This window comes from Microbacterium sp. EF45047, from assembly GCF_028472845.1.
GTDB lineage: Bacteria > Actinomycetota > Actinomycetes > Actinomycetales > Microbacteriaceae > Microbacterium > Microbacterium neungamense.
This window is the reverse complement of record NZ_CP069429.1, coordinates 2,333,034-2,351,979: the sequence shown is the minus strand read 5'-3', so window position 1 is coordinate 2,351,979 and position 18,946 is coordinate 2,333,034. Positions and strand designations below refer to the sequence as shown.

Genomic DNA, 18,946 nt, shown 5'->3' with positions numbered 1-18,946 from the left:
ATCCGGCCCCGAGCACGGCCAATCAGGCGATTCGAAACGAGTCACGAGCATCCCAAGAGGAGAACAGACGATGTCACTGGCAGGCAAGACGATCCTGATGTCCGGCGGCAGCCGCGGCATCGGGCTGGCGATCGCGCTGCGCGCCGCCGCGGACGGCGCGAACATCGCGATGCTGGCGAAGACCGACACCCCGCATCCGAAGCTGGAGGGCACCGTGCACACCGCCGCGGAGCGCATCCGCGAGGCCGGCGGACAGGCGCTGCCGATCGTCGGCGACGTGCGCAACGACGACGACATCACCGAGGCCGTCCTCAAGACGCAGGGCGAGTTCGGCGGCATCGACATCGTGATCAACAACGCCAGCGTGATCGACCTGTCCGGATCCCTCGACCTGCCCGCCAAGAGGTACGACCTGATGCAGGACGTCAACGTGCGCGGCACGTTCATGCTCTCCCGCGCCGCGATCCCCGTGCTCAAGGAGGCGGCGAACCCGCACATCCTCTCCCTCTCGCCGCCGCTGAACCCGACCCCGCGATGGCTCGGCGCGCACACCGGCTACAGCCTGGCCAAATTCGGCATGACGATGGTCACGCTCGGCATCGCGGCGGAGTTCGCGGATGCCGGGATCGCCGCGAACACGCTGTGGCCGCGCACCACGATCGCCACCGCCGCGGTGCAGAACATCCTCGGCGGCGACCGCGTGATGGCCGCGAGCCGCACGCCGGAGATCTACGCGGATGCCGCGTACGCCGTGCTCACCAAGCCGGCGCGCGAGTTCACCGGGCGGGAACTCATCGTCGAGGACGTGCTCGAAGCCGAGGGCGTCACCGACTTCTCGAAGTACGCCGCGGTGCCCGGGACGCCGGATGAGGCGCTGTTCCCGGACGTGTTCCTGGACTGAGGCACCGGCCGGCGGCCGCCCGCGCAGCCCCGCCTCAGAAGAGCAGCGTCACGGCGCCCAGCACGGTGAGCACGATCACGATCCGGTCGAACAGCCGCTGCGGCATCCGCTTCGCGAGGCGGAGACCGGTCAGCCCGCCCGCGACGACCAGCGGCGCGAGCAGCAGGTCGGTCAGCAGCACCTGAGGGGTGAACAGCCCGAGCCCGGCGAGGAACGGCACCTTCGCGAGGTTCACGATCGCGAAGAACCAGGCCGCGGTCCCGAGGAACACCTGCATCGGCGTGCGCGTGGCGAGGAAGTACATCGACATCACCGGGCCGCCGGCGTTGGCGACCATGGTGGTGAAGCCGGCGACGCCCCGTAGCCGCCGACGGCAAGCGGGCCCGAGGCGGGGGTCGTGCGCCGCCTGCGCCACAGTGTGACGGCGACCATCGCCAGCAGGATCGCGCCGATCATGCGCCGCACCAGCTGGTCGTCGCCGACGGCGAGGAACGCGAATCCCGCGAGCAGGCCCGCAGCAGCCACGCCCACGGCGCGAGTTCGATCAACGTCCGGTCACCCGTCCGGTCACCGGTCGATCTCCGCCACGATGGCGTCGTAGCTGCGCTGTGCCGCCAGGTCGCGCGGCAGCACCCCGTCGCCGTCCGGGATGGTGACGTCCGCGCCGCCGTCGATGAGGGCCCGCACCACGCGCACGTACTTCTCCGACCCGTCGCCCAGCACGATCGCCTCGTGCAGCGCGGTCCAGCCGAGGTTGTTGACGTGGTTCGGGTCGACGCCCGCCTCGAGCAGGATCTCCACGGTGCTCAGCAGCCCGCGCTCGGATGCCGGGATGAGCGCGGTGCCGCCGTAGCGGTTCGTGCTGCGCAGATCGGCCCCGTGCTCCAGCGTCATCCGCAGGATCTCGTCGTGTCCGCGCGCCCCGGCGTACAGGTACGCCGAGTCCTGGATGTCGTCCTTCGCGTCGACATCCGCGCCCGCCTCGATGAGCACGGCGCGGACGGCAGCAGCGTCTCCGGATGCGGCGGCGGCGAGCAGGTCGCGGGTGGCGTCGGACATGGCGGTCTCCGTCGGGTCGGGGGCGGATGCAGGGGCGCAGCCGGTGAGGGCGAGGGCGAGGGCGATCGCGGCCAGAAGTCTGCGCATGCCTCTGGTCGCGTCAGGCCCGCACGGCGTCCAGCGCCGTGGCGAACCGGGCCGCACGGCGCTCGAGGTCGGCCCAGTCGCCGGCGGCGATGGAGGCCGAGTTCGCGAGGTCCCCGCCGGCGCCGACGGCGAGCGCGCCGGCGGCGAACCACTGCGCGAGGTTGTCGGGGTTCACGCCCCCGGTGGGCATCAGCGGGGCATCCGGGAACGGCCCGCGCAGCGCCGCGAGATAGGACGGTCCGCCGAGCGAGGCGGGGAACACCTTCACCACGTCCACGTCGAGCGCGAGCGCCGACATCACCTCGGTCGGCGTGAGCGCACCTGTCATCACCACGCGCCCGGTGTCGAGCATCGCGCGGGTCAGCTCCGGAAGGGTGCCGGGGCTGACGAGGAACGCGGCACCGGCTTCCGCGGCGTCCTCGGCCTGCGCCGGCGTGGTCACGGTGCCGGCGCCGACGTACGCGGCGTCGCCGTGACGGGCGATGAGCTCGCGGATCACCGCGGGGGCATCCGGGGTCGAGTACGTGACCTCGATCCCGGTCACCCCGCCGCGGATGATCGCCTCGGCGGCGTCCAGGGCGAGCTCGGGGGACGGTGCGCGCAGCACGGCGAGGACACCGGCCTGACGGGCGGGAGCGAGGCGATCGGACATCGGGCTCCTTCATCGACGGGTCGGTGCCCATTCTCCCGGTCCCGGCCTGTCATTACAAGCATGGTGTGGCCTTCGGCCCAGGAGCTTCCCATCCGCCACCGCGTACCCTGGAGGGATGACCGAGACCCCCCGCACGCGCACGACGCGCCCCGCGACAGCGCCCGCGTCCCCGGCGGCGTCGGCGGGGAGCATCCGCACCACCGGCACCCCGCAGGTGCGCCCTGCGACCGAGGGCTGGACGCAGAAGAAGGATGCCGAAGGCCGCCCGCTGCTGCAGTTCGCCAGCCCGAAGCGCGGCAAACCCCCGGTGCACCTCGCCGACCTCACCCCGGCCGAGCGCGTGGAGAAGGTGAAGCAGCTCGGACTGCCCGGCTTCCGCGCCAAGCAGCTCGCCACCCACTACTTCACGCACTACACCTCGGATGCCGCGGCGATGACCGACCTCCCCGCCGCGCAGCGCGACGACCTCGTCGCCGGGATGCTGCCGCCGCTGCTCACCGAGGTGCGCCGGCTGGAGACCGACCGCGGCGACACCATCAAGTTCCTCTGGCGCCTGCACGACGGCGCCCTCGTCGAGTCCGTGCTGATGCGGTACCCGGGGCGCATCACGCTGTGCGTCTCCAGCCAGGCCGGATGCGGCATGAACTGCCCGTTCTGCGCGACCGGCCAGGCCGGTCTCACCCGCAACATGTCCACCGCCGAGATCGTCGAGCAGATCGTGCGCGCCAACGCGCTGATCCGCGCCGGCGGGCTGGGCGACCCGCGCCGTGTGGGTCACGACGGCGAGCGGGTCACCAACATCGTGTTCATGGGCATGGGGGAGCCGCTCGCGAACTACAAGCGGGTGATGGACGCCGTGCGCGTGATGATCGCGCCGCAGCCCGAGGGGCTCGGCATGAGCGCCCGCGGCATCACGGTCTCCACGGTCGGCCTCGTCCCGGCGATCCGCAAGCTCGCCGACGAGGACGTGCCGGTCACGTTCGCCCTGTCACTGCACGCCCCGGACGACGAGCTGCGCGACGAGCTGATCCCGGTGAACTCGCGGTGGAAGGTCGACGAGGCACTGGACGCCGCGCGCGAGTACTTCGAGAAGACCGGCCGCCGGGTCTCGATCGAGTACGCCCTCATCAAGGACATGAACGACCACGCCTGGCGCGCGGATCTGCTCGCCGAGAAGCTGAACGCCCGCGGGCGCGGCTGGGTGCACGTCAATCCGATCCCGCTGAACCCGACGCCGGGGTCGATCTGGACGGCATCCGAGAAGGACGTGCAGGACGAGTTCGTACGCCGTCTCAACGACGCCGGCATCCCCACCACCCTCCGCGACACCCGCGGCAAGGAGATCGATGGGGCGTGCGGCCAGCTCGTGGCGACCACGGAGGACGAGGCGGCGGCCGCCGCCCTGGGCTGAACGCTCAGCCCACGCCGTCGGGCGCGGTCGGCACGTCGTCGGCCGGGGTCCGCACCCGCAGCAGGCGGCCGGAGCCCTCGATGAGCTCGGACCAGGAGCCGACGTCGACCGCGCACTCCGCGACCGCGCAGGTGGGCAGCTGCGTGTCCTCGCCGGTGAGCTCGCCGACGGCGTCGCTCATCCCGGGGTTGTGCCCGACGAGCATGGCGACGACGCTGTCCTCGGGCTGCGTCGCCGCGATCGCCAGGATCGAGCGGGCGGATGCCCCGTACAGCAGCGGCTCCTCGAGGATCGGGATGCCGAACGCGGCCGCGTACTCGTCGGCCGTGCTCCGCGCCCGCACCGCGCTGCTGGAGACGATCCGGTCGAGCGCCACGCCCTCGGCGACGAGCCGCTGCGCCATCGCCGGCGCGTCGCGGCGGCCGCGGGCGTTGAGCGGGCGATCGTGATCGGCGAAGCCCGGCATCCCCCAGTCGGACTTCGCGTGGCGCGCGAGCAGCAGGGTCTTCATGCCTCCAGCCTTGCACTCGCCGCGAGCGCTGGGAAGCTCGGAAGCTGGGAGTGCACGCAGGGTTCGTCCGGGAGTCGCTCAGGCGCGGTTTCCTACCCTCGAAGGATGTCCTATTCCGCGCATCGACCCGGTCGGATGGATTCCCAGGGCCGGATCTCGTTCGACGTCGACGGTCCCGAAGGCTCGGTCACCGACGAGGATCTGGAGTTCCTGCGCCGCTTCGAGCCCTCCGGCGGGTCATCGGACGCTGAGCCCGTCGAAGCGTTCCCCCGCTCTTCGGATGCCGACACCGCGGATGCCGACACCGCGGACGCTGAGCCCGTCGACGCATCCGCCCGCCCGCAGCCGCCCCGGCGCGCACCCCGTCCCGGGCGCGAGCGCCGGCGGCCCCGGACGGCGGCCGAGCGCCTGCGCACGCTCGCCATCCTCGGCGGCGCGGAAGGCCCGATCCTCGACCGCGTCCCCGGCGAGACGCCGCGCTTCGTGCAGATGTTCTTCGTGCTGCTCGGCACCGCGCTGATCTCCGCGATCTCGATGCTGTTCGCGCTCACCACCGGCGTGCAGATCGCGGCGTGGTTCGCCGTGCCGCTCGCGCTGATCTGGGCCGCGATCATCTTCAACCTGGACCGGTTCCTCACCTCCACGATGACCTCCACCCGGAACATCTGGAAGCTGCTCGGACTGGCCCTGCCGCGCGTCGCGATGGCCGCGCTGATCGGCTTCCTCGTCGCGGAGCCGCTCGTACTGCAAGTGTTCCACAACGACATCGCCCGCGAGGTGGCGTCCACCAATATCGTGCAGGCGCAGGCCGATCAGGACGCCCTCGAGAACGGCCCCGAGAAGAAGGCCCTCGATGCGGCATCCGAACGCGTCGCCGCCCTCGAGAACCAGGCCGCGACGGGCATCGTCGCCGGCACCGAGTCGGGCTCGGCGACCACGTCCGCCGCGCAGGCCACCGTCGACGACCTCACCGCGAAGATGGCCGAGCAGCAGGCGGTCATCGACCAGGCCCGCGCGCTGTACCAGTGCGAGCTCACCGGTGAGGGTGCCGGCACGGTGCCCGGCTGCACCGGCGTGAACGGCGAGGGATCGAGCGCGGATGCCGCCGAGGCGCAGCTCGCCCAGGCGCAGCAGACCTACGACGCGCTCGCGGCGCAGCTGCGCACGGCCAACGAGGAGCTGGCCGCGGCGGAGGAGGCCGCGCGTACCGAGACCAGCAGCTCGGAGTCGGCGAACCGTCAGCAGGCGCGCGACCAGCTGCCCGCGGCCCGGGAGACCTACGAGCGCGCGCTCGCCGCGTACAACGAGCGGGCGGATGCCGTGGCGCAGGGCAACGCCGGCGCCGTCGGCCTGCTCAGCCAGATCACCGGGCTCAACCGCCTCGGCGAGAAGGAGCCGACCATCTTCTGGGCGCACTGGCTGATCGCCGCGCTGTTCTTCCTGATCGAGCTGCTGCCCGTGCTCGTGAAGGTGCTCACCAGCTACGGCGAGCCCAGTCTGTACGAGCGCACCCTCGCGATCCGCAAACAGGTCGAGCTCGACCGGGTCACCGCAGAGGGCTTCCGCGACCGCGCCGCCATCGTGACGAACGGCGAAACCCCGTAGCGTGGAGCCATGGCCGCGTATCGGCATCTCGGAAACAGCGGATTCAAGATCTCGGAGATCACCTACGGCAACTGGGTGACGCACGGCTCGCAGGTCGAGGACGACACCGCCATCCGGACGGTGCACGCCGCCCTGGACGCCGGCATCACCACCTTCGACACCGCCGACACATACGCGAACACGCGCGCCGAGGTGGTGCTCGGGAAGGCGCTCGAGGGACAGCGCCGGGAGAGCCTGGAGATCTTCACCAAGGTGTACTTCCCGGTCGGGCCGAAGGGACCGAACGACACCGGGCTGAGCCGCAAGCACATCATGGAGTCGATCAACGGCTCACTGCGCCGGCTCGGCACCGACTACGTCGACCTGTACCAGGCGCACCGGTACGACTACGAGACGCCGCTCGAGGAGACCATGCAGGCGTTCGCGGACGTGGTGCGGCAGGGCAAGGCGCTGTACATCGGGGTCTCGGAGTGGACCGCCGAGCAGCTGCGCGAGGGGCATGCGCTGGCGAGGGAGCTCGGCGTGCAGCTGATCTCCAATCAGCCGCAGTATTCGATGCTGCACCGCGTCATCGAGGGGAAGGTGATCCCGGCATCCGAGGCGCTCGGCATCTCGCAGATCGTCTGGTCGCCGATGGCGCAGGGCGTGCTCAGCGGCAAGTACCTGCCCGGGCAGCCGCTGCCGGAGGGGTCGCGGGCCACCGACACGCACTCGGGAGGCCAGTTCATCAAGCGCCTGCTGCGCGACGACATCCTCGAGGCCGTGCAGCGGCTGAAGCCGATCGCCGCCGAGGCCGGGCTGAGCATGCCGCAGCTCGCGATCGCGTGGGTGCTGCAGAACCCGAACGTCGCGTCCGCCCTGGTCGGAGCGTCGCGCCCCGAGCAGCTGGCCGACACGGTGAAGGCGTCGGGAGTGACGTTGGACGCCGGCGTGATGTCGGCCATCGACCACGCCCTCGAGGGGGTCGTGAACGCAGATCCTGAGGACACCTACTCGGTGTCCCCGCGCGAGCGCCTGGTCTGATACGCCCCGGTTTGGGGCGGATTTTCACGTTCGGGGCGGTCGTATGCCGCCCCGAACGTCGAGATCCGCCCCAAACCCAGGAGAGGACAGCGGGGGGCGATCAGTCCAGGGTGATGTCGACCTGGATCTCGTGCGCGATGCGCTCCAGGTCCGCGCGCAGCGCGTCGAGGTCGGCGGATGCCGGCGCGGTCGCGGTGACGGTCGACTCGAACAGCCGACCGCCGGCCATCGCGGCATCCCTCGTCTCCGTCGTCATGCTCTCGATGCTGAGCGCGTGATCGCTGAGCACGCTCGACACCTCGCGCACGATGCCGGGCCGGTCCTGGCCGAGCACCGAGAGGGTGATGCGATCGGATGCCTCGGGGTGCTCCTCCGACCCGGTGCGGACGTCGATCGTGAGCAGCCCCTGCAGCTCGCGCAGCGCGGTCTGCAGCTCCGCTGCCCGGTCCTCGGCCACCGAGACCTCGATGACACCGGCGAACACCCCGGCGAGCTCGGACAGCTGGCTGTTCTCCCAGTTGCCGCCGTGCGCTTCGACGACATCGGCGACGGCGGAGACGAGTCCGGGGCGATCCGCTCCCGCGACGGTGAGGATGAGCGTGGTCATGCGTTCAGCGTACGCGAGGGCGTTTCGTCTCGCCTTCGGCTCGCTCAACGACCGGGGTGCGCTCGGTCACTAGGCGCCGCCGGCGAGGAAGCGCTCCATCCGCTCGCGGTGCGGGGCGAGGTCCCAGCCCTGCGCGGCGACCCACTCGTCGGAGTAGTAGATGTGCGCGTAGCGGACGCCGCTGTCGCAGATCAGGGTCACGACGCTGCCCTGCTGGCCGGCCTCCCGCATCCGTCCGATGATCTCGAACGCGCCGCGCAGGTTCGTCCCGGTGGATCCGCCCGCCCAGTGCAGGGTGCGCTCGCGCAGCAGCCGGATGGCGGCGATCGACGCGGCATCCGGCACCGGGATCATCTCGTCGATCACGCCGGGCACGAACGACGGCTCCACGCGCGGCCGCCCGATGCCCTCGATCCGGCTCGGGGTGCCGGTCGTGTGCGCCGGGTTCCGGTCGCGCCAGCCGCCGTAGAACGCCGAGCCCTCCGGGTCGACCACGGCGATCCGGGTGTCGTACCGCCGGTAGCGCACGTAGCGTCCGAATGTCGCGCTCGTGCCGCCGGTGCCCGCGCCCACGACGATCCAGGACGGGATCGGATGCCGCTCGCGCGCCAGCTGGCTGAACACGCTCTCGGCGATGTTGTTGTTGCCCCGCCAATCGGTGGCGCGCTCGGCGTACGTGAACTGGTCGAGGTAGTGCCCGCGGCATCCGGCGGCGAGCCGCTCGGCCTCCGCCGACATCTCGGAGGCGTGCTCGACGAAATGACAGCGCCCGCCGTAGAACTCGATGAGCTCGACCTTCTCCCGGCTGGTCGAGCGGGGGACCACGGTGATGAACTCCAGCCCCAGCATCCGTGCGAAGTACGCCTCGGAGACCGCCGTCGACCCGCTGGAGGATTCCACCAGCGTGGTGCCCTCGTCGATCAGGCCGTTCACCAGCCCGTACAGGATCAGCGAGCGGGCAGATGCGTGTCGGCGCTGCGGTTGGCGTCGGCCTCCAGCATCCGGATCGCGCCGTTGACCCATTCGCTCATGGCTTCGAGCGTAGCCGGGCCGCGGGAGGGGGCATGCGGCCGGACGCGGGCGGGCCCGCTCAGATCCGGGTGAGCGCGGTCTGCGACTGCTCGCGGTTCAACTGGAACTCGAACCGCGACCGGTCGCCGCGGTGGTGGGCGAGGAAGAACTCGATCACCCGGTCGCGGTCGTCGCGGCTCACGCTGCGCAGCCGCAGCAGCGCGGATCCGGCGCTCACCCCGAGGTGCTGCGCCTGCTCGTGTGTCGCGACCGTCGCCTCGGCCGAGCGGACGCCGTGCGTGGCGTGGATGCCGTGCTCGCCGAGCAGCCGGTACAGCGAGGATTCGCGCAGGTCCGCGCCGAGGGTGAGCACGCCCACCTCCTCGGGCATCCAGGTCGTGGACAGCGACCACGGCTCCCCGTCCACGTACCGCAGCCGCTCCAGCACCACGACCGGAGCGCCGATCGGCACCTCCAGCGCGGCCGCCACCTCGGCATCCGCCACCGTGCGCTCGTGCCGGAGGACCTCGCTGTGCACGTGCCCGCCGCGGCGCTCGACCTCGTCGTAGAGGCCCTCGAGGGTGTGCACGAGCGACTCGCTGGTACGGGGCCGGGCGACGAAGGTGCCCTTGCCCTTCACCCGCTCCACCAGCCCCTCGTGCTCGAGCTGCGCGAGGGCCTGACGCACCACCGTGCGCGAGATGCCGTACTGCTCGCACAGCCGGTGCTCGCCGGGCAGGGCGTCTCCGGGCTGCAGCTCGCCGCTGTGGATCCGGTCCACGATGAGCCGGCGCAGCTGGTCGTACATCGGCGCCGCCGAACGGCGGTCGATCGCGTCGGTCGCCATCAGTACGCCACACCCGCGTGCAGGATGACGTTGGCGTACGGCGTGAACTCGCCGGAGCGCACGAAGGCGCGGGCCGCGTGCGTGCGCTGCTTGAACTCGACGTGCGGCACCATCTCGATCTCGAAGCCCATGCCGGCGAACCGCTCGCGCAGGGCGTCCAGCACCTCGGGGCTGCGCTCGGCGACCTCCTCCGACACGGTCGCACCCTCGACGACGAGCTCGGCCAGCACGGTGTCGAGCACGTCCAGGAAGGCCGGCGCGCCCGGCCGGTAGGCGAGGTCGATGCGCTCCGCGCCGGGCGGGATCGGCAGGCCCGCATCCGTCACCACGACGAGGTCGGTGTGCCCGGTCTCGCTGATCACCCGGGAGAGCGCCGGGTTGATGGTCGTCGGTGTCTTGCGCATTCGTCCCCCTCCTGTGTGTCGCCGTCGTTCGTCTCGCGGTGCCGATGCCCGGGAGCGGTCAGACCGCGGCGCGCTGCGCGGCCAGCAGCGCGTCCACCTCGTCCCGCCGCGGCAGGCTCGGCGAGGCGCCCTGGCGGGTCACCGCGATCGCGCCAGCCGCGGTGGCCAGCCGTGTCGCCGCCGCGAGGTCGAGCCCCTCCGCGAGGGCGGCGCCGAGGTATCCGGCGTACGCGTCGCCGGCGGCCGTGGTGTCCACGGCGTCGACCGGAATCGGGTCGATGAACGTGGTGCCCTCCGGTGTGACCACGGCGGAGCCGCGCTCCGCGAGCGTGATCACCGCGGCGCCGACGCCCTGCTCCAGGAACCAGCGGCCCGCGCGCTCGGCCGACGCGGGGTCGGCGACCTCGATGCCGCTCAGCAGTGAGGCCTCGGTCTCGTTCGGCGTGACGATGTCGATGGTGCGCCAGACGTCGGCGTCCAGGGGTGCGGCGGGGGCCGGGTCGAGCACCACGGTCATGCCGTGTTCGCGGGCGCGGGTGGTGATGTGACGGGTGAGGGATGCCGGGGTCTCCAGCTGCGTCAGCAGCACGGACGTCGTCGGGGCGAGGGCCGCGAGCGCCTCGTCGACCTGCTCGGCGCTGAGCGCCGCGTTGGCGAGGGGCACCATCACGATGTCGTTCTGCGCCGACGCGTCCACGCGGATGTGCGCGATGCCGGTGGGACCGGGGACGGTGCGCAGATGTGCGAGGTCGACGCCCGCGGCGCTCAGCCCGTCGACGACGAGGTCGTGGAACAGGTCGTCGCCCACGCATCCGACCAAGCTCGTGCGTGCACCGGCGAGACCGGCGGCGACGGCCTGGTTGGCGCCCTTTCCGCCGAGCACCAGGGTGAACTGGTCGCCGAGGATCGTCTCGCCCCGGGCGGGCAGGCGCTGCGAGAAGGTGGTCACATCCGCGGTGACGCTGCCGACGATGACCACGCCGGGGCGTGCGGATGCGGTGGTGGACATGGGGCTCCTCGATCGCCTTTGACTTCAGTGGGATGCTGTCATTACATTAGCCGCAACCAACCTGTAACGACAGGTGGCGAGAGGAGTCGCGATGACCGCCCCGCGCCTGTACGTGGACAGCGCCGACACCGCCCGGGTCGGCACGCTGCTGGACGCGCGCGTCGTGCACGGCGTGACCACGAACCCGACGATCCTCGAGCGCAGCGGCCGCACCGCGGCGGACATCCCCGACCTGTACGCGGAATGGGTGCGCCGGGGCGCCCGGGAGGTGTTCTTCCAGACCTGGGGCGGCGACGCGCGGGCGTTCCTGCGCAACGCGCAGGGCATCCTCGAGCTCGGCGACCGGGTGGCGGTCAAGGTGCCGGCCACGGCGGACGGGTTCGCCGCGGCATCCGCCCTCGTGCGCGACGGGGCCACCGTGCTCGTCACCGCGGTGTACTCGGTCGGCCAGGCGCTCGCGTGCGCGAGCATGGGCGTGCGCTACATCGCCCCCTACCTCGGCCGGCTGCGCGACGCCGGGATGGACGGCGACGCGCTGATCGCACGGATGCAGGCGGTGTGCGCGGACAGCGACACGGACGTGCTCGCGGCGAGCCTGCGCACCCCCGACGACATCGTCGGCCTGCGCGAGGCCGGGGTGCCGTACTTCACGGCCGGGCCCGACGTGATCGAGCAGCTCCTCTTCCACGAGGTGAGCGACAGCTCGGCGGCGGAGTTCGAGGCCGCCATGCGGCGACTCGGGGGCTGAGGCCGGGCGGACGCCTCGCGGGCGGATGCTACGCCGACGCCGCCTGGCGCAGCCAGCGCTCCACGCCGGCGATGTGCGCGGTGGCGAGGGAGGTGGCCAGGGCGGCGTCATGCTGGGCGATGGCCTCGGCGATCGCGCGGTGCTCGGACAGGGTGCGCTCGACGGCTCCGGACTCGGTGAGCCCGCGCCACACGCGCGCGCGCACGGTCTGGCTGCTCAGGCTCTCGATGAGGCTCGCGAGGTAGCTGTTCCCGGTCATCCGCACGATGTCGCGGTGGAAGCGGATGTCGTGCGCCACCAGGTCGTCGATGCTCACGGTGGCCGGGTCGACGGAGGCGATCTCCGCCTGCAGCGCCGCGGCGGCCTCGGCGGTGGCGTTGCTCGCCGCGAGGCCGGTCGCCTGGGACTCCAGTATCCGCCGCACCGCGAACAGCTCCAGCAGCGAGTCGTCATCGTGCATGTCGATGACGAAGCTGATCGCCTCGAGCAGCAGGTGCGGCTCGAGGCTGGTGACGTAGGTGCCGTCGCCGCGGCGCACGTCGAGCACCCGGATGACCTCGAGCGCCTTCACGGCCTCGCGCATGGAGCTGCGCGAGAGGCCGAGCCGCTCGGCGAGCTCCTTCTCGGGCGGGAGCCGGTCGCCGGGGCCGAGCTCGCCGGACACGATCATCGCCTTGATCTTCTGGATCGCCTCGTCGGTGACAGCCATAGGCGTCATCGTAGCCAGTCATCGGATGTCTGGTGCGCTGCTGCGCGAACCTGGGGCAGGATGGGCGCATGCGCGTTCTGGATTCGCACCTGCACCTCTGGGACCCCGGCCGGCTCGACTACGACTGGCTCGACGGCGCCCTGGACGGCCGGTTCGCGGCGGACGAGCTCGCCGCCGCGCGGCTCGGTGACGCCGGTGCCGAGGCGGCGGTGTTCGTACAGGCGGAGTGCGTCGAGGGGCAGCACCTGGACGAGGCCCGCTGGGTCGCGGAGATCGCCGACGAGGTGGGCGTGCGGGCGATCGTGGCCGGTGCGCGGCTCGACCGCGGCCGCGAGACCTCGGAGCACCTGGCGGCGCTCGACGGGGTCGGCCTCGTCGCCGGCATCCGTCATCTGCTGCAGGATGAGCCGCCCGGCCTCGCGACCACGCCCGTGTTCCTGGACGGGGCGCGCGAGGTCGCGGCGCGCGGGTGGACCTTCGACGCCTGCGTGCGCGCGCCGGGCATCGGGGACGTCGCGGCGCTCGCGACCGCGGTGCCCGAGCTGCCGATCGTGCTGGATCACCTCGGCAAGCCGGCGGTCGGCACGGCCCGCGCCCCGCTCGAACCCGCTGCATCGTGGCGGCGGGATCTCGGCGAGCTCGCGCGGCATCCGCAGGTCTGCGGCAAGCTGTCCGGGCTGCCCGCCGAGGCCGGAGGGGACTGGGACGCCGCCCAGCTCGCGCCGTTCCTGGATGCCGCGCTCGAGGCGTTCGGCCCGGAGCGGTTGATGTGGGGCAGCGACTGGCCGGTGTCCGCGGTCGGCCCCGCCGGCTACGACCGGACGTCGCGCGCCGCCTGGTTCGAGGCGGTCGCGACCTGGGCGCGGGCGCGCGAGCTCGACCTCGACGCGCTGTTCTGGGGGAACGCGGCGCGGTTCTACGGCATCCGGTGACCGCCCGGCGGGGCGCTCTGTTCAGGTCGCAGAACGTGCCGCTCTGGCATCCGTCTCCTCGCTCAGGTCGCAGAAACTGCCGCTTTCCGGCGCCGGAAGCGGCACTTTTCGCGACCTGAGCGAGCCGCCTCGCGCGCTCACGCGGCCAACGCGGCCCGGATGCGCTCGATGAGCACGTCGGGGCGTGCGAGCAGCACGCTGGTGACCTCGATCACCGTCCAGCGACCAGGAGTCCTCCCGCACCAGCTCGATCGCCTCGCGCAGGCGACGGATGCCGGGGCGCCGGCCCGCTGCCAGCGCCGCGCGGAGCTCGTCGATCGTGGCCAGCGCGGACCGGCCGGGATCGGGGCGGCATGCGACCATCATCGTCCGCCGCCCGCAACTCGTTGACGGGCTTCATGAACGGTCAGAAGGTCTGCGCTGATTGCGCGGGCGCTCCGATCACGATGGCCTGTCCCGGATGCGGCTCGATTGAGGAGATTCGCAAACATCACCTCTGCGTCGAGTGCCGCCGGCCAGTCGCGATCCAACAGCTTCTCGCCGACGATGCGGGAGAGATCCGCGCGGACCTCCACCCCCTTGCTGACTATCTGCTCACGCACCATGGCAAAGCGGCGTCGCTTGAACGCTGGCTACACAAGAGCAAGTGCGCGATGGTGCTCCGCGAGCTCTCGGACGGGACCCTGCCACTCACCGCCGAGGCGATCATCACCCGAGCCCGCTCGGGACAGTCGGTCGCGCTCCTCCTCTCACTGCTGGTCCGTTTCGGCGTGCTGCCGGAGCTTGACGTCGAGAGCACGCGTTTCGACCACTGGCTCAACGGCTGGCTCGATGACATCGAGGATCCTGAAGACCGGCTGATACTGCGCCGCTACTGCACCTGGGAGCTCCTCCGTTCCGCTCGGACCCTGCGCAGCGCGTCCAGCCCTGCTTCCGGCTTCCTGAGGCAACGGGCTGCGCTGAAGTACTGCGCCGCGTTCCTTCGAGAGATCCGGTCGCAGCAGGAGACGTTGGCGACCTTCCCGCAGCGCCGACTTGACGCGTATCTGACCGATTCGCCGAGCCAACGCGACGCGCTGGCACCATTCACTCGCTGGCTGCGAAAGCACCGGCTGAGCACCGTTCGGGTCGAGTTCCGATCCCATCGTCTCGAAGGCCGAGACTACGCCTCCGACCACCGATGGCAAATGGCCCGCAGGTTCCTCTCCGCTGCCGACATGGACCCGAAGACCCGAGCCGCGGGCCTCCTCGTGCTGCTCTACGGGATCCAGCTGACCCGCATCGTCACGATCACACGGGCACAGGTCGATACGAACTCGCGGCCCGTAACGCTCACCGTCGGGGCCGAGCCGATCGAACTCCCTGAAATCCTCGGGAATGCGATGGTCAACCTCGTGGCCGCATCCGCGAGGCATCGCGTCTCGCCGGCGGTGAGTGGTCCGACTATCCGGCACTCCGTTCCACCCATGCCTGACCGAGCATCACACCTCGGAGCCTTGGCCCGATATCGCTACACGCAGCTGGTCGACGGTTGGCGACCCGGCGAGCCCCGCTGGGGTGCGGAACACCCTGCAGGCGAGCCCGACAGTGGCGTGCTCGTCAGCGAAGGGGTCCACACCGTCGACGAGCACGGTCGGGGACCCGTGGAACCCAAGTCGCACCGCGTCCTCAGCGGTCTCGACTCGCTGATGCGTGATCCGGACATCTGATCGGCCATCGACGACCTGAGCGAGCCGCTGGTCGAGCGCCTCCCAGTTGGGGCAGCCGTCGAAGTACTGCAGGGTGATCTCCATGGTTGGTCCTCTCAGTTCTCGGCGCTGCGGAGCATCAGGAGCGCTCCGGCGATCGCGGCGATGACGATGACGATGTCGGCGACGTTCCCGATGAACCAGTTGCCGTAGGCGAGGAAGTCCACGACGTGCCCCTGCGCGAATCCTGGTTGGCGGAAAAGCCGGTCGCCGGCGTGCGAGGCTGCGGCCCCGCCGAGCGCACCGATCACGATCGCCCATCCGGGGCGTCGGACTCGGAAGGCGAACACGATCGCGGTGAACGTGGCCGCGACGGCGATGAGAGCGAACACCCAGGTGGAGCCCTCGCCGAAGGAGAATGCCGCGCCGGGGTTGTAGGCGAGTTGCAGGCCGAGCAGGTCGCCGATCAGCGGGATGCGCTCGTGCTCCGACAGAGTGGCCTCGGCCCATGCCTTCGTCCCCTGATCGATGAAGACGACGACCACGGCGATCAGGAGTGCCCAGGCAGTGAGCCGCCAGCGCCCCCTCTGCGGCCGCTGTTCCGATGCCGACTCAACGTCTGCGTTCGTGTCCGGAGTCATGCGAGGACCTCGAAGAGACGGACGATGACGCCGGACTCGATCAGGATGAACAGGCCCAGGCCGATGAACACGACCGGGACGAGCCAGTGCTCGACGCGCTCGAGCGTCTCGGTGACCGCCTTGTGCGTGCCGATCAGGCGTCCGGCGGCACACCAGACGGCGACGAGGATCAGGAACACGACGATCATGATCACGACGTCGCCGGGAGTGCTGGTGCGGAAGATCGGCGTGTAGAGGGAGATGTTGTCCGCCCCGTTGGCGATCGTGATCCCCGCGACGCCCCACAGGCCTACTGCGCTGATCTTGTCGTCGTCGTCATCATCGTCGCCGTTGCGGCGCAGGCCGCGCACTAGGGTCCAGATGCCGATGCCGAGCGGGATGAGACCGAGGAAGCCCACCCATTCGTCCGGGACGATCGTGAGACCGAGCGCGGCGATCACGCTGATCACGACGAGGGTGATGAACCCGAGATACTGGCCAGCAATGATCTGCCACGGCCGTGGCTTCCCCCGGCTGGAGGCAAGGAACAGCACCGTGAGCACGACGATGTCGTCGATGTTGGTCGCAGCGAACAGGCCGATCGCTGAGCCGATGGTCGCGAGCATCAGCTCGCCAACCGTGGTGTGCGGGGGCGTGCGGCGCGCAGGCCGTTGAGGATCACGATGACCTCCGCGACCTCGTGGACCAGGACGACAGCCGCAAGTCCCAGCACACCGAACAGCGCCAGCGGGAGCAGTGCGGTGATGATCAGCAGCGACAGGATGATGTTCTGGTTGATGATCCGCCGGCCCCGCCGGGCGTGGTCGAACGCCCGCGGGATGAGACGCAGGTCATGGCCGGTGAAGGCCACGTCCGCGGACTCGATCGCTGCATCGGAGCCGGTCGCCCCCATCGCGATGCCGATGTCCGCGGACGCCAGGGCCGGGGCGTCGTTGATGCCGTCGCCGATCATCGCGACCGATCCCGCCTTCGACAACTCGCCGATCGCGGCCGCCTTGTCCTCGGGACGCAGCTCCGCGCGCACGTCACCGATCCCCGCCTGCGCAGCCAGCGCACGCGCAGTGCGGGCGTTGTCCCCGGTGAGCATCGTCACGCCGATACCCTGATCCGCGAGCGTGCGGACGACTTCGGGGACTTCGGGGCGCAGCTCGTCGCGGACACCGATCGCGGCGACCGCCACTCCACCGCGGTGGACGATCACGACGGTCATGCCCTGTTCCTCAAGAAGCGCGACCCGGTCGCCGAGCTCGCCGGCGTCGAGCCAGCGGGGGCTGCCGACGGTGATCGTCACGCCGTCGACGGTGCCTTCGATGCCGTGTCCGGCCTGCTCGGTCACGTCCGCGGCCGCGGGAACGCCCGGGGCGGCGGCGGTGATCGCGGAGGCGAGGGGGTGCGTGCTGTGCTGCTCCAGCGCCGCCGCCCAGGCCAGTGCCTGCGTCTCGGTCACGCCGTCCGCGGTGAGGACGGCGGTGACCGCGGGCTCGTTGCGGGTGAGGGTGCCGGTCTTGTCGACCGCGACGTGCCGGACCGTTCCGAAGCGCTCGAACACCGCGCCGGATTTGATGATCACGCCGAACTTGCTCGCCGCGCCGATCGCGGCGACGACCGTCAGCGGCACAGAGATCGCCAGCGCGCACGGAGAGGCGGCGACCAGCACGACGAGCGCGCGGGTGATCCATACCTCCGGGTCGCCCAGCAGCGACCCGATGATCGCGACGAGGGCGGCGAGGATCAGCACACCCGGGACCAGCGGCCGCGCGATCCGGTCGGCGAGACGCGCCCGCTCGCCCTTCTCGGTCTGCGCCTGCTCCACCAGCTCGACGATCGTGGTGAGCGAGTTGTCGGTGCCCGCCGCGGTCGTCTCGACCTCCAGCGCGCCGGCGCTGTTGATCGCGCCGGCCGACACCGCAGCGCCGGGCTCGACCTCAACCGGGATCGACTCTCCGGTGATCGCCGAGGTGTCCAGGCTGGAACGCCCCGCCCGGACGATCCCGTCGGTCGCGATCCGCTCACCCGGACGGACCACCATGACCTGGCCGACCGTCAGCTCTTTCGCCTGAACCTGCACGGACACCCCGTCGCGCAGCACTGTCGCCGTCTCCGGCACGAGCTTCAGCAGCGCCCGCAGTCCGCCACGGGCGCGGTCCATCGCCTTGTCCTCGAGGGCCTCTGCGATTGAGTACAGGAACGCCAGCGCCGCGGCCTCTTCGACGTAGCCGAGGATGACCGCGCCGATCGCGCTGATCGTCATCAGCAGCCCGATGCCGAGTTTGCCCTTGAACAGCTTGCGAATCGCGCCGGGCGTGAACGTCGACGCGCCCAGCAACAGGCCGGCCCAGAACAGCATGAGCGCCGGGATCTCGAGAACGGACCACTCGAAGACCAGACCTGTCAGGAACGCGACACCGGAGAAGACCGGCACCATGATCCCGCGGTCCTTCCACCAGGGCCGCTCCACCTCTTCGGGCTCATCCCCCGCAACGGCAGGCTCGTGCTCGCAGCCACACGCCGCACTCACGCGTCCGCCCCTGTACCGCAGCAGCCCGGCACCGTGCACGCTGAGTCCACGCAAGGTGCGTGCTCATCTACAGCCAGCGTCACATCCACGAGCGCGACGAGCGCAGCAGCAAGATGCGGGTCAGCGATCTCGTAGCGAGTCTGGCGGCCCTCAGGCTCAGCGACCACGATCCCGCAGTCTCGCAGACAAGTGAGGTGGTTCGACACGTTCGAGCGAGTTAGGTCGAGCTCACGTGAGAGCACCGCCGGGTAGCTCGGTCCCCCGAGCAACGTCATCAGGATCCGAGAGCGCGTCGGGTCGGCCATGGCCCGGCCAAGCCGGTTCATGACGTCGAGACGCGAAGCAATAGTCAGCATGCACTGAACTATACAGCACCGGCTGATCAATCAGCGCTCCACCAACAAGCGGCACAGCTACCGATTGCTCGTGAATACGCGACTCAGCAACAATCGGTGCTACCAGTAGGCTGCCGCCGGGTGCGCACGCCGTGGAACGGCCGGTCGAGATCGGTGCGACGGAGGCGGCCGGCGCCGACACCGGCATCCCGTGCCTGCTGCACGGAGAACCGGCGGCCGAGCCCCTC

The 18,946-nt window shown here is 70.9% G+C and carries 23 protein-coding genes; 8 read left to right on the top strand and 15 right to left on the bottom strand.

The annotated features are described in order from the left end of the window. Positions 1–70: 70 nt before the first annotated feature. Complete coding sequence (locus tag JRG78_RS11515; protein WP_259606790.1) at positions 71–901, top strand: SDR family oxidoreductase; 831 nt, start codon at positions 71–73, stop codon at positions 899–901. A gap of 34 nt (positions 902–935) precedes the next feature. Here the strand turns inward: JRG78_RS11515 and JRG78_RS12635 are convergent, their stop codons facing one another. From JRG78_RS12635 to JRG78_RS11500, 4 genes are read right to left on the bottom strand one after another with little or no spacing between them, the layout of a single operon-like run. Continuing rightward, on the bottom strand, positions 936–1,238 hold the full coding sequence (locus JRG78_RS12635; RefSeq protein ID WP_336297690.1) for a TSUP family transporter: 303 nt from the start codon (positions 1,236–1,238) through the stop codon (positions 936–938). Next, positions 1,211–1,426, bottom strand: a complete 216-nt coding sequence (locus tag JRG78_RS12630; RefSeq protein ID WP_336297689.1) for a hypothetical protein — start codon at positions 1,424–1,426, stop codon at positions 1,211–1,213. The genes JRG78_RS12635 and JRG78_RS12630 overlap by 28 nt, the downstream gene beginning before the upstream one ends. A 42-nt stretch (positions 1,427–1,468) precedes the next feature. Next, on the bottom strand, positions 1,469–2,047 hold the full coding sequence (locus JRG78_RS11505; RefSeq protein WP_272653408.1) for an ankyrin repeat domain-containing protein: 579 nt from the start codon (positions 2,045–2,047) through the stop codon (positions 1,469–1,471). A gap of 13 nt (positions 2,048–2,060) precedes the next feature. Further along, on the bottom strand, positions 2,061–2,699 hold the full coding sequence (locus JRG78_RS11500; protein ID WP_259606788.1) for a bifunctional 4-hydroxy-2-oxoglutarate aldolase/2-dehydro-3-deoxy-phosphogluconate aldolase: 639 nt from the start codon (positions 2,697–2,699) through the stop codon (positions 2,061–2,063). A 115-nt stretch (positions 2,700–2,814) separates the two neighbouring features. Between JRG78_RS11500 and rlmN the strand changes: the two genes are divergently transcribed. Further along, a complete protein-coding gene (gene rlmN / locus JRG78_RS11495) occupies positions 2,815–4,110 on the top strand; it encodes a 23S rRNA (adenine(2503)-C(2))-methyltransferase RlmN (protein ID WP_259606787.1) in 1,296 nt (431 codons plus the stop codon). A 4-nt stretch (positions 4,111–4,114) separates the two neighbouring features. On the opposite strand, the gene JRG78_RS11490 is transcribed toward rlmN, so the two are convergent. Next, positions 4,115–4,621 (bottom strand): SixA phosphatase family protein, encoded by a 507-nt coding sequence (locus JRG78_RS11490; RefSeq protein WP_259606786.1) that lies wholly within the window; start codon positions 4,619–4,621, stop codon positions 4,115–4,117. 135 nt (positions 4,622–4,756) lie between these two features. Here JRG78_RS11490 and JRG78_RS11485 point away from each other — a divergent pair, with 135 nt between their 5' ends. Together JRG78_RS11485 and JRG78_RS11480 are read left to right on the top strand one after the other, a co-directional pair. Then, positions 4,757–6,226, top strand: a complete 1,470-nt coding sequence (locus JRG78_RS11485) for a DUF4407 domain-containing protein (RefSeq protein WP_259606785.1) — start codon at positions 4,757–4,759, stop codon at positions 6,224–6,226. 9 nt (positions 6,227–6,235) lie between these two features. Continuing rightward, on the top strand, positions 6,236–7,249 hold the full coding sequence (locus tag JRG78_RS11480; RefSeq protein ID WP_259606784.1) for an aldo/keto reductase family protein: 1,014 nt from the start codon (positions 6,236–6,238) through the stop codon (positions 7,247–7,249). 100 nt (positions 7,250–7,349) lie between these two features. Here JRG78_RS11480 and JRG78_RS11475 read toward each other — a convergent pair whose 3' ends face one another. From JRG78_RS11475 to JRG78_RS11455, 5 genes are all read right to left on the bottom strand, one after another. Then, positions 7,350–7,856, bottom strand: coding sequence for a glycine cleavage system protein R (locus JRG78_RS11475; protein ID WP_259606783.1), 507 nt, complete (start codon positions 7,854–7,856; stop codon positions 7,350–7,352). Positions 7,857–7,925: 69 nt separating this feature from the next. Then, on the bottom strand, positions 7,926–8,789 hold the full coding sequence (locus JRG78_RS11470; protein ID WP_442927222.1) for a PLP-dependent cysteine synthase family protein: 864 nt from the start codon (positions 8,787–8,789) through the stop codon (positions 7,926–7,928). A 157-nt stretch (positions 8,790–8,946) separates the two neighbouring features. After that, complete coding sequence (locus JRG78_RS11465; RefSeq protein ID WP_272653407.1) at positions 8,947–9,714, bottom strand: GntR family transcriptional regulator; 768 nt, start codon at positions 9,712–9,714, stop codon at positions 8,947–8,949. Then, positions 9,714–10,118: a D-ribose pyranase gene (gene rbsD / locus JRG78_RS11460; protein ID WP_272653406.1), complete on the bottom strand. Its 405-nt coding sequence runs from the start codon at positions 10,116–10,118 to the stop codon at positions 9,714–9,716. Before rbsD ends, JRG78_RS11465 begins: the two co-directional genes overlap by 1 nt. 58 nt (positions 10,119–10,176) lie before the next feature. Next, complete coding sequence (locus tag JRG78_RS11455) at positions 10,177–11,127, bottom strand: ribokinase (RefSeq protein ID WP_272653405.1); 951 nt, start codon at positions 11,125–11,127, stop codon at positions 10,177–10,179. 91 nt (positions 11,128–11,218) lie between these two features. Between JRG78_RS11455 and JRG78_RS11450 the strand changes: the two genes are divergently transcribed. Continuing rightward, a complete protein-coding gene (locus JRG78_RS11450) occupies positions 11,219–11,875 on the top strand; it encodes a transaldolase family protein (RefSeq protein ID WP_259606779.1) in 657 nt (218 codons plus the stop codon). A gap of 28 nt (positions 11,876–11,903) precedes the next feature. Here JRG78_RS11450 and JRG78_RS11445 read toward each other — a convergent pair whose 3' ends face one another. Then, complete coding sequence (locus JRG78_RS11445) at positions 11,904–12,584, bottom strand: FadR/GntR family transcriptional regulator (RefSeq protein ID WP_259606778.1); 681 nt, start codon at positions 12,582–12,584, stop codon at positions 11,904–11,906. 68 nt (positions 12,585–12,652) lie between these two features. Between JRG78_RS11445 and JRG78_RS11440 the strand changes: the two genes are divergently transcribed. The 3 genes from JRG78_RS11440 to JRG78_RS12625 all read left to right on the top strand — a co-directional run bounded on the left by JRG78_RS11440 (position 12,653) and on the right by JRG78_RS12625 (position 15,225). Continuing rightward, complete coding sequence (locus tag JRG78_RS11440; RefSeq protein ID WP_259606776.1) at positions 12,653–13,516, top strand: amidohydrolase family protein; 864 nt, start codon at positions 12,653–12,655, stop codon at positions 13,514–13,516. A gap of 168 nt (positions 13,517–13,684) precedes the next feature. Continuing rightward, a complete protein-coding gene (locus JRG78_RS11435; protein ID WP_272653404.1) occupies positions 13,685–13,906 on the top strand; it encodes a hypothetical protein in 222 nt (73 codons plus the stop codon). Positions 13,907–13,914: 8 nt separating this feature from the next. Then, positions 13,915–15,225, top strand: coding sequence for a hypothetical protein (locus JRG78_RS12625; protein WP_336297688.1), 1,311 nt, complete (start codon positions 13,915–13,917; stop codon positions 15,223–15,225). A 95-nt stretch (positions 15,226–15,320) separates the two neighbouring features. Here JRG78_RS12625 and JRG78_RS11425 read toward each other — a convergent pair whose 3' ends face one another. The 4 genes from JRG78_RS11425 to cmtR all read right to left on the bottom strand — a co-directional run bounded on the left by JRG78_RS11425 (position 15,321) and on the right by cmtR (position 18,719). Next, positions 15,321–15,749, bottom strand: a complete 429-nt coding sequence (locus tag JRG78_RS11425; RefSeq protein ID WP_259606774.1) for a signal peptidase II — start codon at positions 15,747–15,749, stop codon at positions 15,321–15,323. 92 nt (positions 15,750–15,841) lie between these two features. After that, positions 15,842–16,450 carry a cadmium resistance transporter gene (locus tag JRG78_RS11420; RefSeq protein ID WP_046748003.1) on the bottom strand — a complete coding sequence of 203 codons (609 nt, stop codon included), beginning with the start codon at positions 16,448–16,450 and terminating at the stop codon, positions 15,842–15,844. Further along, positions 16,450–18,363 carry a heavy metal translocating P-type ATPase gene (locus JRG78_RS11415; RefSeq protein ID WP_272653403.1) on the bottom strand — a complete coding sequence of 638 codons (1,914 nt, stop codon included), beginning with the start codon at positions 18,361–18,363 and terminating at the stop codon, positions 16,450–16,452. Before JRG78_RS11415 ends, JRG78_RS11420 begins: the two co-directional genes overlap by 1 nt. Next, positions 18,360–18,719 (bottom strand): Cd(II)/Pb(II)-sensing metalloregulatory transcriptional regulator CmtR, encoded by a 360-nt coding sequence (gene cmtR / locus JRG78_RS11410; protein ID WP_147039205.1) that lies wholly within the window; start codon positions 18,717–18,719, stop codon positions 18,360–18,362. Before cmtR ends, JRG78_RS11415 begins: the two co-directional genes overlap by 4 nt. Positions 18,720–18,946: the final 227 nt, after the last annotated feature.

Bases quoted from the DNA above. Each gene is read 5' to 3' on its own strand.
- JRG78_RS12635 (WP_336297690.1), bottom strand. From the start codon at position 1,238: ATGGTCGCCAACGCCGGCGGCCCGGTGATGTCGATGTACTTCCTCGCC.
- cmtR (WP_147039205.1), bottom strand. From the start codon at position 18,719: ATGCTGACTATTGCTTCGCGTCTCGACGTCATGAACCGGCTTGGCCGG.
- JRG78_RS12625 (WP_336297688.1), top strand. From the start codon at position 13,915: ATGAACGGTCAGAAGGTCTGCGCTGATTGCGCGGGCGCTCCGATCACG.
- JRG78_RS11505 (WP_272653408.1), bottom strand. From the start codon at position 2,047: ATGCGCAGACTTCTGGCCGCGATCGCCCTCGCCCTCGCCCTCACCGGC.
- JRG78_RS11490 (WP_259606786.1), bottom strand. From the start codon at position 4,621: ATGAAGACCCTGCTGCTCGCGCGCCACGCGAAGTCCGACTGGGGGATG.
- rbsD (WP_272653406.1), bottom strand. From the start codon at position 10,118: ATGCGCAAGACACCGACGACCATCAACCCGGCGCTCTCCCGGGTGATC.
- JRG78_RS11480 (WP_259606784.1), top strand. From the start codon at position 6,236: ATGGCCGCGTATCGGCATCTCGGAAACAGCGGATTCAAGATCTCGGAG.
- JRG78_RS11450 (WP_259606779.1), top strand. From the start codon at position 11,219: ATGACCGCCCCGCGCCTGTACGTGGACAGCGCCGACACCGCCCGGGTC.
- JRG78_RS11420 (WP_046748003.1), bottom strand. From the start codon at position 16,450: ATGCTCGCGACCATCGGCTCAGCGATCGGCCTGTTCGCTGCGACCAAC.
- JRG78_RS11455 (WP_272653405.1), bottom strand. From the start codon at position 11,127: ATGTCCACCACCGCATCCGCACGCCCCGGCGTGGTCATCGTCGGCAGC.
- rlmN (WP_259606787.1), top strand. From the start codon at position 2,815: ATGACCGAGACCCCCCGCACGCGCACGACGCGCCCCGCGACAGCGCCC.
- JRG78_RS11475 (WP_259606783.1), bottom strand. From the start codon at position 7,856: ATGACCACGCTCATCCTCACCGTCGCGGGAGCGGATCGCCCCGGACTC.
- JRG78_RS11465 (WP_272653407.1), bottom strand. From the start codon at position 9,714: ATGGCGACCGACGCGATCGACCGCCGTTCGGCGGCGCCGATGTACGAC.
- JRG78_RS11445 (WP_259606778.1), bottom strand. From the start codon at position 12,584: ATGGCTGTCACCGACGAGGCGATCCAGAAGATCAAGGCGATGATCGTG.
- JRG78_RS11435 (WP_272653404.1), top strand. From the start codon at position 13,685: ATGAGCACGTCGGGGCGTGCGAGCAGCACGCTGGTGACCTCGATCACC.
- JRG78_RS11500 (WP_259606788.1), bottom strand. From the start codon at position 2,699: ATGTCCGATCGCCTCGCTCCCGCCCGTCAGGCCGGTGTCCTCGCCGTG.
- JRG78_RS11485 (WP_259606785.1), top strand. From the start codon at position 4,757: ATGGATTCCCAGGGCCGGATCTCGTTCGACGTCGACGGTCCCGAAGGC.
- JRG78_RS11515 (WP_259606790.1), top strand. From the start codon at position 71: ATGTCACTGGCAGGCAAGACGATCCTGATGTCCGGCGGCAGCCGCGGC.
- JRG78_RS11440 (WP_259606776.1), top strand. From the start codon at position 12,653: ATGCGCGTTCTGGATTCGCACCTGCACCTCTGGGACCCCGGCCGGCTC.